This is a genomic window from Streptomyces sp. NPDC031064 (genome assembly GCF_055570965.1).
The window spans coordinates 164,018-176,982 of record NZ_JBVIGF010000004.1 but is presented as its reverse complement, the minus strand read 5'-3'; the positions used below and the strand labels follow the sequence as shown (position 1 = coordinate 176,982).

At 71.9% G+C, this 12,965-nt stretch carries 8 protein-coding genes; 5 read left to right on the top strand and 3 right to left on the bottom strand.

All coding sequences use genetic code 11. From position 1 onward, the window contains the following. Positions 1-90: 90 nt before the first annotated feature. Together ACZ46W_RS16115 and ACZ46W_RS16110 are read right to left on the bottom strand one after the other, a co-directional pair. Positions 91-1,233 carry a metallophosphoesterase gene (locus ACZ46W_RS16115; RefSeq protein WP_468337472.1) on the bottom strand — a complete coding sequence of 381 codons (1,143 nt, stop codon included), beginning with the start codon at positions 1,231-1,233 and terminating at the stop codon, positions 91-93. Positions 1,234-1,436: 203 nt separating this feature from the next. Next, positions 1,437-2,543: a LacI family DNA-binding transcriptional regulator gene (locus ACZ46W_RS16110; RefSeq protein ID WP_366127963.1), complete on the bottom strand. Its 1,107-nt coding sequence runs from the start codon at positions 2,541-2,543 to the stop codon at positions 1,437-1,439. A 451-nt stretch (positions 2,544-2,994) separates the two neighbouring features. Here ACZ46W_RS16110 and hisC point away from each other — a divergent pair, with 451 nt between their 5' ends. After that, positions 2,995-4,077 (top strand): histidinol-phosphate transaminase, encoded by a 1,083-nt coding sequence (gene hisC / locus ACZ46W_RS16105; RefSeq protein WP_468337469.1) that lies wholly within the window; start codon positions 2,995-2,997, stop codon positions 4,075-4,077. 326 nt (positions 4,078-4,403) lie between these two features. On the opposite strand, the gene ACZ46W_RS16100 is transcribed toward hisC, so the two are convergent. Then, a complete protein-coding gene (locus tag ACZ46W_RS16100) occupies positions 4,404-4,772 on the bottom strand; it encodes a cyclophilin-like fold protein (RefSeq protein WP_468337466.1) in 369 nt (122 codons plus the stop codon). A gap of 198 nt (positions 4,773-4,970) precedes the next feature. Between ACZ46W_RS16100 and ACZ46W_RS16095 the strand changes: the two genes are divergently transcribed. Genes ACZ46W_RS16095 through ACZ46W_RS16080 form a run of 4 tightly spaced genes read left to right on the top strand, consistent with a single transcriptional unit; the run spans position 4,971 to position 12,914 of the window. Further along, on the top strand, positions 4,971-6,497 hold the full coding sequence (locus ACZ46W_RS16095; RefSeq protein WP_366127960.1) for a cytochrome ubiquinol oxidase subunit I: 1,527 nt from the start codon (positions 4,971-4,973) through the stop codon (positions 6,495-6,497). A 13-nt stretch (positions 6,498-6,510) separates the two neighbouring features. Next, positions 6,511-7,512 carry a cytochrome d ubiquinol oxidase subunit II gene (gene cydB, locus ACZ46W_RS16090; RefSeq protein ID WP_468337463.1) on the top strand — a complete coding sequence of 334 codons (1,002 nt, stop codon included), beginning with the start codon at positions 6,511-6,513 and terminating at the stop codon, positions 7,510-7,512. 15 nt (positions 7,513-7,527) lie between these two features. Then, positions 7,528-11,130 carry a thiol reductant ABC exporter subunit CydD gene (gene cydD / locus ACZ46W_RS16085; RefSeq protein WP_468337460.1) on the top strand — a complete coding sequence of 1,201 codons (3,603 nt, stop codon included), beginning with the start codon at positions 7,528-7,530 and terminating at the stop codon, positions 11,128-11,130. Between the two features lie 41 nt (positions 11,131-11,171). After that, the gene (locus ACZ46W_RS16080) at positions 11,172-12,914 is read left to right on the top strand and encodes a sensor histidine kinase (RefSeq protein ID WP_468337457.1); all 1,743 of its coding nucleotides are present in this window, start codon (positions 11,172-11,174) and stop codon (positions 12,912-12,914) included. The last annotated feature ends 51 nt before the right edge of the window (positions 12,915-12,965 follow it).

Here is a 12,965-nt window from a genome sequence, read left to right as displayed (position 1 = left end):
GCTACGGAAATACCGATGGTAGAGCGGTTACGGCAAGGGGTGACAGAGGATTTCCGGAAATCGCCTGGCCCGACTGCGCTGCGTTATGTCTCAATTGGGCAGGGGGAGCTGGACGACCAGCAGCTTTCCGGCCATGGTCACACCGCCGTCCATGGCGATGGCCAGCCCGTCCGCATACACGTGCGGGCCTTCGACCGTCGGGCCCGTGCCGTCCTCGCCGTCCTCGGAGCCCACTTCGCCCAGCAGATACGGAATCGGGCTGTGGCCGTGGACGATGCGCCGACCGCCGTAGGCCGCCAGCAGCTCCTGCACGGCCAGGGGCCCGCCCTCGTCGCGGAACGCGAAGCGCTTGGTCAGCTTGCGGAACAGGTCCCAGCACTCGTCGGCGTCGTTGCGGGTCAGGATCTCGTGGACGGTGTCGTTGACGTCCTCGATCGTGGAGCCGTACTCCAGGTAGGCGGTCGTGTCGGAGTGCACCAGCAGGTGCCCGTCCTCCTCCACCACGGCGTCGAGGCGGGACATCCACTGGAGGTGGACGTCCTGGAGGCGGTCCATGTCGCTCTTCTGGCCGCCGTTGAGCAGCCAGGCGGCCTGGAAGGTGGCGGTGCCCGCGCCGGAGTTGACCGGCGTGTCGGCGAACCGCTTGGCGCCGATCAGCAGCAGTTCATGATTGCCCATCAGGGCCTTGCAGTAGCCGCCGGCCGCGGCGGCCTCGGCGGAGAGCCGCATGACGAGGTCGATGACGCCGATGCCGTCGGGGCCGCGGTCCGTGAAGTCACCGAGGAACCAGAGCCGGGCGTTGCCGGCCGCCCAGTGCCCCTCGCCGTCGATGAGACCCTGCTCACGCAGGGCGGCGAGGAGCTCGTCGAGGTACCCGTGGACGTCGCCCACCACGTAGAGCGGGCCCGGCCCGTTCTCCGCAGCGGGCGCCGGGGCGGCGGCCGGGGACGGCGGCGCCTCCGGGGAGACGGTCACCTGCACGGTGTCGCCACGGTTGATCACCGGGAGGTCGCGTTCGGTGGGCGTGTACCCCTCGGGCAGCTCGCTCTCGGGGAACGCGTTGCCCGGGTGGACGTTGCCGGAGTGGGGGTGGCCCGGGTGGAGGTCGCCCGGGTGGGAGGCATGGCTCTGCACGGGCACCTGGGCGTACGGCGGTACGCGGAAGTCGCGCAACGTCGCCGTCCGCACCACGGGTCCTTGACCGGCCCCCTGAGTCATCGACCCCTCCACCACCGTCGCGACGCCCTACACCTGGCGGACCGGCCTGGTCGGGGCGGTCCGCGGTGTCGTCCGCCCATCATAGGAATGAGCCTTGTGCTGTGTGACGCACCAGGGGTGGTGAATCCGGGTGCACCCTGGGTTCACCGGCCGATTCACCCCCAATTGGGGAAGTTTGGCCCTGGCCTGACAGGCCGCTCACCGGGGCTTTCCGCCGGTCACTCCTGCGAGGGGGACCGGGGAGGGCTGACGGTCGTCCGCGGTGGGCGGCGCTGTGAGGACGTCCGGACGATCAGCTCCGTCGGTATCACCTGCTCGACGGGCCGGTCGGTGTCGATGCCCTCGATGGCGTCGATGAGCAGTTGGACGACCGCGGTACCGATCCGGCGGGGCTTGAGGGAGAGCGTGGTGATGGGCGGCTCGGTGGCGGCGTAGACGGTCGACTCGCTACAGCACACCAGCAGCAGGTCGTCCGGTACGCGCAGCCCGTAGCGCCGCGCCGCCGCCAGCAGGTCGGTGCCGTTGGGGTCGAACAGTCCGTACACCGCGTCGGGGCGGTCGGGGCGGGCCAGCAGCCGGTCGGCGGCGACGGCACCCGCGCAGGGGTCGTGGGCCGGGTAGGCCTCGTAGACCGGGTCCTGACCGACGCGCTCGCACCAATTGAGGTAGGCGGTGGTGGACAGGCGCGTGTACGTGTCGGTGGAGGTACCGGTGAGCAGGCCGATCCGGCGGGCGCCGGCGGCCGCGAGGTGGTCGAGCAGGTCGAGGACGGCGGCCTCGTGGTCGTTGTCGACCCAGGCGGTGACGGGGAGGGTGCCGGCCGGACGGCCGTCGGAGACGACGGGCAGGCCCTGGCGGACCAGCTCGGTGACCACCGGGTCGTGGTCGGAGGGGTCGATGACGACGGTGCCGTCGAGGGCGACGTTCGACCAGACGTCATGGCGGGAGGTGGCGGGCAGGATGACCAGGGCGTAGCCGCGGGCGAGCGCGGCGGAGGTGGCGGCCCTGGCCATCTCGGCGAAGTACGCGAATTCGGTGAAGGTGAAAGGTTCATCCCCGTAGGTCGTCACGGTCAGGCCGATGAGGCCGGACTTGCCGGTACGGAGCGTGCGGGCCGCGGCGGAGGGGCGATAGCCCAGCCGGTCGGCGACCTCGCGGACATGGCGGCGGGTGGCGTCCGGGAGCCGGCCCTTGCCGTTGAGCGCGTCGGAGACAGTCGTGATGGAGACCCCGGCTGCGGCGGCCACGTCCCGGATGCCCGCTCGCCCTTGCCGGCTTCCCCGGGTCTGTGCCCGGCTCACCTGGTGCTTCCCTGCTGCTGTCATGGCGAGCCGATAGTAGGGCGAGGGCGGGCGGTTGAGCCGGTCGCATATTCACTCGTTGACAGGCACGTTTCTGCACGGTCGCCACCCCACAATTGCCTTGAAAAGCAAGGCAGTTGCGGGGGTTCACATGGCGCCGCCAGTTGTCGGCGCGCATGGGCCTGCCAAATGGACGATGTCTCGATGAGGTCTCAACTCACCTCTACGGGGGACGCGCGCCACGGCGCGAGCCAGGGGCGTGCGGCGTACGGGGGAGCGCTCCCCCCTGTCATTGCGCCGGTGGCGCGGTCATGGAGTGGCGCTGCTGTGGCGGGCTCGTGTCGGTCCTCGACGGTCCTCGTCGGTCCGCGGTCGGTCCTCGTCGGTTCCGAGCTGGAAATTGGCCATTCGCAGCGCGGCGGAATCCTCATATGGTGAGCAGTATTGGTGGTACGTACGGTCGAGGAGGACCAGAGTGAGCGAGACGAGCCCGAAGCTGCGCGCCGTGCTGGACGGCATCCCCACCTACAAGCCGGGCAAGCCCGCCGCGGCCGAGGGGCCGGTCGCGTACAAGCTGTCCTCCAACGAGAACCCCTACCCGCCGCTGCCCGGTGTCATGGAGAGCGCGCTGGCGGCTGCCGCGGCGTTCAACCGGTACCCGGACATGGCGTGCACCGGCCTCATGAACGAGCTCGCCGAGCGCTTCGGGGTGCCCGTGTCGCACCTGGCCACCGGTACGGGCTCGGTGGGCGTGGCCCAGCAGCTCGTCCAGGCCACCTCCGGACCCGGCGACGAGGTGATCTACGCCTGGCGGTCCTTCGAGGCGTACCCGATCATCACCCAGGTCAGCGGCGCGACGCCGGTGCAGGTGCCGCTCACCCCCGGTGACGTCCACGACCTGGACGCGATGGCCGACGCGATCACCGACCGGACCCGGCTGATCTTCGTCTGCAACCCCAACAACCCCACCGGCACCGTGGTGCGCCGGGCCGAGCTGGAGCGGTTCCTCGACCGGGTGCCGTCCGACGTGCTGGTCGTGCTCGACGAGGCGTACCGGGAGTTCATCCGGGACGCGGAGGTGCCGGACGGCGTGGAGATCTACCGGGATCGCCCCAATGTGGCCGTGCTGCGCACGTTCTCCAAGGCGTACGGGCTCGCCGGGCTGCGGGTCGGCTTCGCGGTCGCCCACGAGCCGGTGGCCGCGGCCCTGCGCAAGACGGCGGTGCCGTTCGGCGTGAGCCAGCTCGCGCAGGACGCGGCGGTGGCCTCGCTGCGTGCGGAGGACGAGCTGCTGGGGCGCGTGGGCTCGCTGGTGTGCGAGCGGCAGCGGGTGTACCAGGGGCTCGTCGAGCAGGGGTGGACCGTCCCGGAGACGCAGGCCAACTTCGTGTGGCTGCGGCTCGGTGAGCTCACGGTGGACTTCGCGGCGGCCTGCGAGCAGGCGGGCGTGGTCGTGCGGGGCTTCCCGGGGGAGGGCGTTCGGATCACGATCGGCGAGAGCGAGGCGAACGACATCTTCCTGCGGGCGGCGGAGGCGTTCCGCAAGGAGCGCTTCTAGGCGACGGATGGCGGGGCGCCCGTGCGGGGGCGCCCCGGGCGGGTGGGGCGCCTGTTTGTGGGGCGCCGTGAGGGTCGGGCGTCTGCTTGTAGGGCCCGTGCGGGTGGGGCGCCTGCTTGTGGGGCGCCGTGCGGGTGGGTGCCCCGGGCGCCGGGGGTGCGGCGCGGGCGGGGGTGGTGGGGCGTGGCCCCTCCGGGCTCGACTCCTCGAGGCCGGCGGCCTTGGGTCACGCGCTGGGGAACCCACCCCTTGCCGCCAACCTCTGCGGGGACGACATTGCACGGCCCCGCCCCGGCCGTCGGCCGTCTGCGGGCCGGGGGTGGGGGTCAGGCGAGTTCGACGCGGATCGGGTCGCCCGAGCGGACCGTGGCGAGGGCGTGGGGGTCGCCGTCGAGGCGGCCGAGGACGTTGCAGGGGCTCGCCAGGCGGCATTCGTCGCCGCGCGAGATGGGGGTGGGGCCGTAGGGGAGGGCGAGGGCGTTGCCCTCGGTCCAGAAGGCGACCGTGCCCGGCTCGACGACCTGCTGGGCGTCGGGCTCCAGGGCCGGGGAGGCGGGTGTCTCGAAGTAGACCTCTTCGCCCCAGGTGTGGGCCGTGGAGCTGATCGGGAGGACCCCCGCGAGCGCCTTGCTGGTGGGGGTTTCGTCGATGGTCGCGGTGATATGGCCGGCGGGCCAGGAGATACGTATCTGCATGCGCGAAATTCAACAAGATGTTGAAGTTTCGCGGAAGGGGACCCCCGGTTTCGGCTACGGATTTCGTTTGAGTCATAATACCTTGTGATTGTGAACGCATTCACAAGCGCGCCTGGTTCCTCCCAAGATCCACCGGAATCGGCGAGGCGACGCAAGGACGTCCGGACCGTAGGACGTAGGCCGTAAGGAGAAGCTGACGTGGACCTGGCTCTGGCGCCAGAGACGCTGGCGCGGTGGCAGTTCGGTATCACGACCGTCTATCACTTCCTCTTCGTTCCCCTGACGATCTCCCTCGCCGCACTCACCGCCGGTCTCCAGACGGCATGGGTGCGGACCGAGAAGGAGAAGTACCTCAGGGCGACGAAGTTCTGGGGGAAGCTGTTCCTGATCAACATCGCGATGGGTGTGGTCACCGGCATCGTGCAGGAGTTCCAGTTCGGCATGAACTGGTCCGACTACTCGCGGTTCGTCGGTGACGTCTTCGGGGCTCCGCTCGCCTTCGAGGCACTGATCGCGTTCTTCTTCGAGTCGACGTTCATCGGCCTGTGGATCTTCGGCTGGGACAAGCTGCCGAAGAAGATCCACCTGGCCTGCATATGGATGGTGTCGATCGGCACGATCCTGTCGGCGTACTTCATCCTGGCGGCCAACTCCTGGATGCAGCACCCGGTCGGGTACAAGATCAACGAGAAGACCGGGCGCGCCGAGCTGACCGACTTCTGGCTCGTGCTCACCCAGAACACGACGCTGACGCAGGTCTTCCACACCATGTCCGCGGCTTTCCTGACGGGTGGCGCGTTCATGGTCGGCATCGCCGCCTTCCACCTGGTGCGCAAGCGGCACGTCCCGGTGATGAAGACCTCGCTGCGCCTCGGTCTGGTCACCGTGGTGATCGGCGGCATGTTCACCGCGATCAGCGGTGACTTCCTCGGCAAGGTCATGTACGAGCAGCAGCCGATGAAGATGGCCGCGGCGGAGGCGCTGTGGGAGGGCGAGAAGCCGGCGCCGTTCTCCGTCTTCGCCGTCGGGGACGTGGACAAGGGCCACAACAAGGTCGCGGTGGAGATTCCCGGGCTGTTGTCCTTCCTCGCCCACAGCGACTTCGAGTCCTATGTGCCGGGCATCAACGACACCAACAAGGCGCTTCAGGAGAAGTACGGCCCCGGTGACTACCGGCCCAACATCCCCGTGGCGTACTGGGGATTCCGGTGGATGATCGGCTTCGGCATGGCGTCCTTCTCGCTGGGTCTGCTCGGGCTGTGGCTGACCCGGAAGCGGTTCCTGCTGCCCGCGCGGTTGCGGGTCGGGGAGGACGAGGTGCCCAACCTGGTCCTGTTCAAGAAGCCGCTCAGCCCCAAGCTGGGTCGTCTGTACTGGCTCGTCGCGCTGTGGACGATGGCGTTCCCGCTCATCGCGAACTCCTGGGGCTGGATCTTCACCGAGATGGGCCGCCAGCCGTGGGTCGTGTACGGCGTCCTTCGCACCCGTGACGCGGTCTCCCCCGGTGTCTCCCAGGCCGAGGTGATCACCTCGATGGTCGTCTTCACGGCGCTGTACGCGGTGCTCGCCGTGATCGAGGTGAAGTTGCTCGTGAAGTACGTGAAGGCCGGGCCTCCCGAGCTGACGGAGTCCGACCTCAACCCGCCCACCAGGATCGGCGGCCACGACCGGGACCCGGACAACCCTGAGCGTGAAGTCGACCGGCCGATGGCCTTTTCGTACTGAGGACTGGTGAGTTATGGAACTTCACGACATCTGGTTCGTCGTCATCGCCTTCCTGTGGACCGGCTACTTCTTCCTGGAGGGCTTCGACTTCGGCGTCGGCGTCCTGACCAAGCTCCTCGCCCGCAACCGGGTCGAGAAGCGGGTGCTGATCAACACCATCGGACCCGTCTGGGACGGCAACGAGGTGTGGCTGCTCACGGCCGGCGGGGCGACGTTCGCCGCCTTCCCGGACTGGTACGCCACGCTCTTCTCGGGCTTCTACCTGCCGCTGCTGGTCATCCTGGTCTGCTTGATCGTGCGTGGTGTCGCCTTCGAGTACCGGGCCAAGCGCCCGGAGGAGAAGTGGCAGCACAACTGGGAGCAGGCCATCTTCTGGACCTCGCTGATCCCCGCGTTCCTGTGGGGTGTGGCCTTCGGCAACATCGTGCGGGGTGTGGCGATCGACGCGTCCAAGGAGTACGTCGGCACGCTCTTCGATCTGTTCAACCCCTTCGCGCTGCTGGGCGGGCTCGTCACGCTGACCCTGTTCACCTTCCACGGGGCGGTGTTCACCGCGCTGAAGACGGTCGGGGACATCCGGGTACGGGCGCGGCGACTGGCGCTGATGCTGGGACTGGTCGCCATGGCGCTGGCCGTCGCCTTCCTCGGGTGGCTCCAGGTCTCGCGTGGTGACGGGGCGAGCCTGGTGGCCATGGTGATCGCCGCTGTGGCGCTGGTTGTGGCGGTCTTCGCCATCAAGGCGGGGCGCGAAGGGTGGTCGTTCGCGCTGTCGGGCGTCACGATCGCGGCCGCGGTGGCGATGCTCTTCCTGACGCTCTTCCCGAACGTCATGCCGTCCTCGCTGGACCCGGACTGGAGCCTGACCGTCAGCAATTCGGCGTCCAGCCCGTACACCTTGAAGATCATGACGTGGCTGGCGGTCATCGCCGCGCCGCTGGTGATGCTGTACCAGGGCTGGACGTACTGGGTGTTCCGCAAGCGCATCGGCACCCAGCACATCGCCGACGCTCACTAATAGGGGATGTTTCACGTGAAACCGATCGACCCGCGTCTGCTCCGATACGCCCGGGCCACCCGTCTGTTCCTGGCGGCGGTGGTGGCTCTGGGCGCCGTCGGGGCGGCGCTGGTCGTCGCCCAGGCCATGCTCATCGCCGAGGTGGTGGTGGGTGCCTTCCAGCGGGGGCTGGACGTCGGGGACCTGGGGACGCCATTGGTGCTGCTGGGCGTTGTGGCGGCCGGGCGGGCGCTTGTGTCGTGGCTGACCGAGCTGGCCGCCCACCGCGCGAGCGCCGCGGTGAAGTCCGAGCTGCGAAGGCGGCTGCTGGAGCGGGCGGCCGAGCTGGGGCCGGGGTGGCTGAGCGGGCAGCGGGCCGGGTCGCTGGTGGCGCTGGCCACCCGGGGAGTGGACGCGCTCGACGACTACTTCTCGCGCTATCTGCCGCAGCTCGGCCTGGCGGTGGTGGTGCCGGTGGCGGTCCTGGCGCGGATCGTCACCGAGGACTGGGTGTCGGCGGCGATCATCGTCGGGACGCTGCCGCTGATCCCGGTCTTCATGGTGCTCATCGGATGGGCCACACAGGCCCGGATGGACCGGCAGTGGAAACTGCTCTCGCGGCTGTCCGGGCACTTCCTGGACGTGGTGGCGGGGTTGCCGACGCTGAAGGTGTTCGGGCGGGCGAAGGCCCAGGCCGCGTCGATCCGGGCGATCACTTCGCAGTACCGGCAGGCCACGCTGCGGACGCTGCGGATCGCCTTCCTGTCGTCGTTCGCGCTGGAGTTGCTGTCGACGCTGTCGGTCGCCCTGGTCGCGGTCGGCGTCGGTATGCGGCTGGTCCACGGGGACCTGGACCTGTACACGGGCCTGGTGATCCTGATCCTGGCGCCCGAGGCGTATCTGCCGCTGCGGCAGGTCGGTGCGCAGTACCACGCGGCGGCGGAGGGGCTGGCGGCCGCGGAGGAGATCTTCGCCGTTCTGGAGACGCAGGTCCGGGCAGGCGGCGGGGCTTCCGTGCCCGCGTCCGTACGGCTTGAGCTGGAGAACGTGACCGTACGGCACGCAGGGCGCGCCGAGCCGTCGCTGGACCGCGCGTCGCTGGTGGTGGAACCGGGCGAGACGGTGGCCCTGGTCGGGGCGAGCGGGGCCGGCAAGTCGACGCTGCTGGATGTGGTGCTGGGCTTCGCCGAGCCGGAAGCGGGCAGCGGGCGGGTGCGCCTCGGGGGCGTGGAGCTCGGGTCGCTGGACCTGGAGCGGTGGCGGGAGCGGATCGCGTGGGTGCCCCAGCGGCCGTACCTGTTCGCCGGGACCATCGCGGAGAACGTGCGCCTCGCCCGGCCGGACGCGGACGACGAGGCGGTCGCGCGGGCGTTGCGGGACGCGGGCGCGGCCGAGTTCGTGGCGGCGCTGCCCGAGGGCGCCGGGACGGTGCTCGGGGAGGACGGCGCCGGACTGTCGGCGGGGCAGCGCCAACGGCTGGCCCTGGCGCGGGCGTTCCTGGCCGACCGGCCGCTGCTTCTGCTGGACGAGCCGACGGCGGCGCTCGACGGGGAGACGGAGGCGGCCGTGGTGGACGCGGTGCGCCGCCTCGCCGAGGGGCGGACGGTGCTCCTCGTCGTCCACCGCCCGGCGCTCCTGGCGGTCGCCGACCGGGTCGTCACGCTGAGGGAGGCCGTTCCCGGCGGGGCGGCCGGTGCCGATGCGGGCGCACCGCGCGGCCTGGAGGCGCTCGAAGCGGCGTTCGGGCTCGTCGGCGGGAACCCGGGGGCGACGGGGACGGGTGTCGCCGACGCCGACGCCGACGCCGACGCCGATGTCGTCGCCCCCGATGTCGCCGACGCCGGCTCCGGCCGCGAGGGCGGGGTGCTCGCGGACTCCGGCCGTGGCGGCCGGGTGCTCGCACGGGTGCGGGCGATGGCAGGGGACCTGCGGGGGCGGCTCGCTCTCGCGCTGCTGCTGGGCAGCCTCGCCCTCGGATCGGCCGTGGGGCTCATGGCCGTGTCCGGCTGGCTGATCTCGCGGGCCTCCGAACAGCCACCCGTGCTGTACCTGATGGTGGCCGTGACGGCGACCCGGGCGTTCGGCATCGGGCGGGCCGTGTTCCGGTACGCCGAGCGGCTCGTATCGCACGACGCCGTGCTGCGGACGCTCGCCGAACTGCGGGTCGCCGTCTACCGCGGACTGGAGCGGATCGCGCCGGCCGGGCTGCGCACGGCGCGCCGCGGCGACCTGCTGTCGCGGCTCGTCTCCGACGTGGACGCCCTCCAGGACTACTGGCTGCGGTGGCTGCTGCCCGCGGGGACCGCCGCCGTGGTCGGCGCCGGGGCCGTCGGGTTCACCGCGTGGCTGCTGCCCGAGGCCGGGGCGGTCCTGGCGGTCGGGCTCCTGGTCGCGGGCGTCGCCGTGCCGCTGGCCGGCGGAGCCGTCGCGCGCCGCGCCGAGCAGCGGCTCGCCCCGGCGCGCGGTGCCCTCGCCACCCGGGTCGTGGACCTGCTGCGCGGCTGCGCCGAGCTGACGGTGGCGGGCGCCCTCGCGCGGCGTATCGACCGGGCGCGCGAGGCGGACGGCGCCCTCACCTGGATCGCCGCCCGCCAGGCCACCGCCACCGCCCTGGGCGGCGGGCTGACCGCGCTGGTCACGGGGGTGACCGTGGCGGCGGCCGCGCTGGTGGGCGTGCAGGCGGTACGCGACGGGCGGCTCGACGGCGTGGCGCTGGCCGTCGTCGTCCTCACCCCGCTCGCCGCGTTCGAGGCGGTGACCGGCCTCCCCCTGGCCGTGCAGTACCGCCAGCGGGTGCGGCGGAGCGCGGAGCGGGTGTACGAGGTGCTCGACGCCCCCGTCCCCGTACACGAGCCGAGTGAGCCCAAGCCGGCGCCCGACAGCCCCTTCCCGCTGGAGCTGCGCGGGCTCACCGCCCGGTACGCAGGTCAGGGCGGCGACGCGCTCGCGGCGTTCGACCTGCGGCTGGAGGCCGGCCGGCGGGTCGCCGTCGTCGGGGCGTCCGGCTCCGGCAAGACGACGCTCGCCCAGGTGCTGCTGCGGTTCCTGGACGCCCGCGACGGCACGTACCGGATCGGCGGGGTGGACGCGGTGGCGCTCGACGGCGACGACGTACGCCGCCTGGTGGGGCTGTGCGCCCAGGACGCGCACACCTTCGACAGCTCCATCCGGGAGAACCTCCGGCTGGCCCGGCCCGGTGCCGGGGACGACGAGCTGCGCGCGGCGCTGGACCGGGCCCGGCTGCTGGAGTGGGTGGAGGGGCTGCCCGACGGCCTGGACACGCTCGTCGGCGAGCACGGCGCCCGGCTCTCCGGCGGCCAGCGCCAGCGCCTGGCCCTCGCCCGCGCGTTGCTCGCCGACTTCCCGGTCCTGGTCCTCGACGAGCCCGCCGAGCACCTGGACCTGGCGACGGCGGACGCGCTCACCGACGACCTGCTGCGGGCCACCGAGGGCCGCACGACCGTGCTGATCACGCACCGGCTGCACGGCCTGGACGCGGTCGACGACGTCGTCGTGCTGGACGGCGGACGCACGGTACAGCGCGGCCCGTACGCCGAACTGGCCGCCGCCGACGGTCCGCTGCGCCGCATGCTGGAGCGGGAGAGGGCAGCCGATCTGCTGCTGAAGGGGACGGCGTAAACCGACTTTTCTCCCTATATGGGACTTACTACGCTCAGGGCATGACCGCGCCCGAGCGACCGGACCACCAGAGGCACGATGCGGCAGCGGCAGCGGCAGCGGCAGCGGAGGCGCGGGCGTCCCGCGGCCTGCGGGGGCTGTCGACCGAGCTGACCGCCCGCGTCCCACAACTGCTGGAAGCCATGCGGTCCGTCGGTACCGGGCTCGAACCGCACTCCACGCTCGACCGGATCTGCGAGACCGCCGCCGAGCTCGCCGACGCCCGCTACGCCGCCATCGGCGTCGTCGACGAGGAGGGCAAGGGGCTGTCGGACTTCGTGACGTACGGGGCCTCCGACGAGGTCGCGCGGCAGATCGGCCGCCGCCCCGACGGCCACGCGGGGCTGCTCGGCGCGCTCATCCACCACCCCGAGGCCATGCGGCTCGCCGATCTGACGGCGGACCCGCGCGCAGCGGGCTTCCCGCCCGGCCATCCCCCGATGCGCACCTTCCTCGGCGTACCCATCCGCGTCCAGGGCGAGATCTTCGGCAACCTCTACCTGACCGAGAAGCGGGGCGGGGCCGAGTTCAACGACGACGACCTCCACATGGTGCGCGTCCTCGCCACCGAGGCGGGGATCGCCATCGGCAACGCCCGCCTCTACGAGGCCGCCCGCCAGCGCGAGCGGTGGATCGACGGCTCGGTGGCGGTCACCACCGCGCTGCTGTCCGGCGGGGACGCCGACGAGGCCCTGTCGGTCGTCGCCGAACAGGCCCGGAGACTCGCCGACGCGTGCGCGGGGATCGTGCTGCTGCCCGCCGCCGACGGCAGCGGCGGCCTGGAGATCGTCGCCGTCTCCGCGGACGACCCGGCCACCGCGCTGGGCGTCGTCATCCCGCCGGAGAGCCCCGTCGTCGAGCGGCTGCTCGCCGGTGAGGCGGTGTTCATGACCGACGCGGCGACCGACCCCCGCATGACCACCGGTCCGGCCCGGCCGTACGGGCCCACCATGATGCTGCCGCTCCAGAGCGGCGGCCGGGTCCTGGGCGCCCTCGCCACACCACGCGCCCCGGGCGCCCGCCAGTTCACCGGGACGGAACGCACCCTCGCCACCCAGTTCGCCTCCCAGGCCGCGGTGGCGCTGAAGATGGCGGAGGCACAGCGCGACCGCGAGCGCCTGGCGGTCTACGAGGACCGGGACCGTATCGCGCGCGACCTGCACGACCTGGTCATCCAGCGGCTGTTCGCCACCGGCATGATGCTGGAGGGCGCTCAGCGGGGCGCGCTCGAACCCGCCGTTCAGGCCGGAGTGGAGCGGGCCGTCGACGAACTGGACGTGACCATCCAGGAGATCCGCACGGCCGTCTTCGCGCTCCAGCAGGGCCCGGCCGAGGCCCCGTCGGGCCTCAGCACCCGCGTCCTGCGGGAGATCAACATGGCGGCCGTACCGCTGGGCTTCACCCCCGCGCACCGCTTCACCGGCCCCGTCGACACCGGCGTGGGCGAACTCACCGGCAAGAACCTCGTGGCCGCGCTGCGCGAGGCGCTGTCCAACGCGTTCCGGCACGCCCACGCGCGGCGGATCGAGGTCGTCGTGGACGCCACGGCGAAGCTCCCCGACGGGACGGAAGGCGTGCGGCTGACGGTCGCGGACGACGGGGTGGGCCTCCCCGAGGGCGGGCGGCGCAGCGGCTTGCGGAACCTGGCGCGGCGGGCGGAGTCGCTGGGCGGGTCGAGCCGGTGCGGGCCGGGGATCGGCGAGCACGGCGGCGGTACGACGGTGGTCTGGGAGGCGCCACTGTAGGCGCTCGTCCTGGGGCCGTCCGGGTGGCGCCGTAGGCCGGTCGGCGGAACG